Origin of the sequence: Castellaniella sp., from assembly GCF_041675725.1 — a bacterium.
Lineage (GTDB): Bacteria > Pseudomonadota > Gammaproteobacteria > Burkholderiales > Burkholderiaceae_B > Castellaniella.
The window spans coordinates 1-2,710 of record NZ_JBAYTI010000125.1 but is presented as its reverse complement, the minus strand read 5'-3'; the positions used below and the strand labels follow the sequence as shown (position 1 = coordinate 2,710).

General features: G+C 68.7%; 5 protein-coding genes and 1 pseudogene. 4 read left to right on the top strand and 2 right to left on the bottom strand.

The window, feature by feature from the left end; translation table 11 throughout:
- Together WCZ84_RS14015 and WCZ84_RS14010 are read left to right on the top strand one after the other, a co-directional pair.
- Positions 1–490, top strand: a pseudogene (locus WCZ84_RS14015) (hypothetical protein); the annotation flags it as partial.
- 15 nt (positions 491–505) lie between these two features.
- Complete coding sequence (locus WCZ84_RS14010; RefSeq protein ID WP_372686891.1) at positions 506–793, top strand: hypothetical protein; 288 nt, start codon at positions 506–508, stop codon at positions 791–793.
- 202 nt (positions 794–995) lie between these two features.
- On the opposite strand, the gene WCZ84_RS14005 is transcribed toward WCZ84_RS14010, so the two are convergent.
- Entirely contained in the window at positions 996–1,193 is a 198-nt protein-coding gene (locus WCZ84_RS14005; protein WP_372686890.1) for a hypothetical protein, read from the bottom strand.
- Between WCZ84_RS14005 and WCZ84_RS14000 the strand changes: the two genes are divergently transcribed.
- Entirely contained in the window at positions 1,194–1,601 is a 408-nt protein-coding gene (locus tag WCZ84_RS14000; protein ID WP_372686889.1) for an amidase family protein, read from the top strand. It abuts the gene before it with no gap.
- Positions 1,585–2,379, top strand: coding sequence for a GntR family transcriptional regulator (locus WCZ84_RS13995; RefSeq protein WP_372686888.1), 795 nt, complete (start codon positions 1,585–1,587; stop codon positions 2,377–2,379). Before WCZ84_RS14000 ends, WCZ84_RS13995 begins: the two co-directional genes overlap by 17 nt.
- A 66-nt stretch (positions 2,380–2,445) precedes the next feature.
- On the opposite strand, the gene WCZ84_RS13990 is transcribed toward WCZ84_RS13995, so the two are convergent.
- A partial coding sequence (locus tag WCZ84_RS13990) for a 4Fe-4S dicluster domain-containing protein (RefSeq protein WP_372686887.1) occupies positions 2,446–2,710 on the bottom strand: 265 nt, incomplete at its 5' end.

Below are 2,710 nucleotides of genomic sequence, written 5' to 3'. Positions count from 1 at the left end.
GCCGGCCGCGTGCGTGCTCGGATACGAGAAGGGACCGCTGACTGTGGCCTTCATCGCCAGCTCCCGGCCGGTACAGACCATCGAAAACCCGCGTCAGGTCAGTGCCTTCCACTACCCCGACCAATACGGCCCGCGCAAGCCTCTCTTTGCTCGCGCCGCCGTTGCCTGCTCCGAAGGACGGCCGACCCTGTTCATCTCTGGCACGGCGAGCATCGTCGGCCATGAAACGGTGCACCTGGGCGACCCCGTTGCGCAGGCAGCCGAGTGCCTGAACAACATCGAAGCCCTGCTCAAGGAGGTCTATCGGGTGACCGGAAACTGCTTCGGCATCGGCGATCTAGCTTTCCGCGTCTATGTCCGTCATCCGGAACACCTGCCTGGCATCCGCCAGATCATCTCCGAGCGCATCGGGTCAGCACAGGCCGTGTACCTGCGGGCGGATGTGTGCCGTTCCGACCTTCTGGTGGAAATCGAGGGACACAGCGTTTGATCCACAGGCCCAGCCATGACGCTGGATCAGTTCATGAGCCTTTTCGGGCGGCTCGGCAACTCTTGCTGGGTGCGCAACTATGTGGTCACGCAATGCGGCCATCTTGTGCTGGAGATTGCCGATCTTGGCAGGGAGGGCTTCGATAAAGCCCACCAGGTGCTCTCTGAGATCGGGTTTCTCCAGCGGGAAGAGTTCGAGCGCCACAGCGTCATGTGCCGCACCTACAAGATCAAACGCGCATATCCGACGCGCATTTACCGGCACACGCAGCCGTCCCGTTCTGCCCTGATTCGTGAGCTATGAAGCCAGTTCAGGTTCGACACATAGGAACATGCCTGGCATACGTTGGGGTGACTTCTTCAGGAGTCCCCCAGGACATTGCCCGCCTCATGAGCCACATCAGCTATCGGCTCGCTCGCGCAGGCTACACCCTTCGAACCAACACCACACAGGCATGCCGCGATACGTTCCTGGCCGGTTATCGGCAGGCCGGGATGGGTCAATTTCAGCTCTGGGCTCCAATGCCCAACAGCGCAGGGTATAGCGGCAACGTCCAGCTTCCTACCGACGAGCATGTGCGCGTGGCGATGCCCTGGCCGCCCTGCTCGGCGCCACCCCACAAGGCCTGCCCATCGCGGGCGACGAAGGCCTGGGCGCGTGGCGCCAGACCTACGCCACCGCGGGCGCCTTTGAGGGCTGGCAAGTGCACGGCGCCTGGATCACCCAGGCCCAGCCGGTGTTCGCCCCCGCCATCGCCGCGCGCTGGCAGGCCGCCAGCCAGGTCACGGCCGAGGCCGCCGAGGCGGCACGCGCCGCGCAGGCCCGCGTGAGCGCGCAGGTGCGCGGCCTGCTGGGCGAGGACGGCGTGCTGCTGCTGCCCTCGGCCGCCAGCCTGGCCCCACGGCGCGACGCCGACCCCGCCAGCGTGGACGCCATCCGCCTGCGCACCATGGCCATCACCTGCATCGCCGGCCTGGCCGGCCTGCCGCAGGTGAGCCTGCCGGTGCGCACGGCGGGCGGCGATACTTTGGGCCTGTCGTTGCTCGGCCCGGCCGGCAGCGACCTGGCCCTGATCGGACTCGCCCGCCGCCTTCATGCCCAAATCGCCTGATCCCCGCCCACCTGCTCGCGCCGCCCGCGCCACCCGAGGCAACGCCACGCCGCCGCCCCGGCGCCAGCCCAGCGCCGCGCCGCCGGTGGACAGCGCGCCGGCCGACGAGAGCGCCGACGTCGAAACCCGCATCTACCGCGCGGTGTTCGACAGCGTGATGGGGCAGCGCCTGAAGCCCGGCACCAAGCTGCCCGAGGCGCCGCTGTGCGAGCTGTTCGGCGTGAGCCGCTCGGTGGTGCGCAAGGTGCTGCAAAAACTCGCGCACGACCACATCGTGCAACTGCGGCCCAACCGGGGCGCCATCGTGGCCGTGCCCACGCGCGAGGAGACGCGCCAGATCTTCGAGGCAAGGCGCGCCCTGGAGGCCGCCATCGTGCGCCTGGTGGCCGAGCGCGCCACCGCGCGCGACCTCAAGGGCCTGCGCGAGCAGTTGCGCGCCGAGCACGAGGCCATGCACCGCTTCGACCAGCCCGCCTGGGCCCGCCTGGCCAGCGCCTACCACCTGCGCCTGGCCGAGCTCTCGGGCAACCCCATCCTGCAGCGCTACCTGCAGGAAATCGTCTCGCGCTGCTCGCTCATCGTGGCGGTGCACCAGCCGCCCGGCAACGCGGCCTGCGAGCACGACGAGCACGAGCGCATCATGGACTGCATCGCCCGCGGCGACGCCGAGGGCGCGGTGCAACTCATGGACCAGCACCTGCGCGAGCTGGAAGAGCACCTGATGCTGGGCTCGCCCGGCGACGAGCGCAACCTGGCCAAGCTGCTCGGCCTGGGTTGAGGGCGGGACCTGCGAGCAGCGCTCACCTCCCCGCGCGGCTCGAAGGGCGGGGCCTGCGAGGCGCCCTCACATCCCCGCGTAGTTCGGCCCGCCGCCGCCCTCGGGCGTGACCCACACGATGTTCTGCGTCGGATCCTTGATGTCGCAGGTCTTGCAGTGCACGCAGTTCTGCGCGTTGATCACCAGCTGGTCGGCGCCGTCTTTGTTCACGAACTCGTACACGCCGGCCGGGCAGTAGCGGCTTTCCGGCCCGGCGTACTTGGCCAGGTTGATCTTCACCGGCACGCTGGCGTCCTTGAGCGTCAGGTGCGCCGGCTGGTTCTCCTCGTGG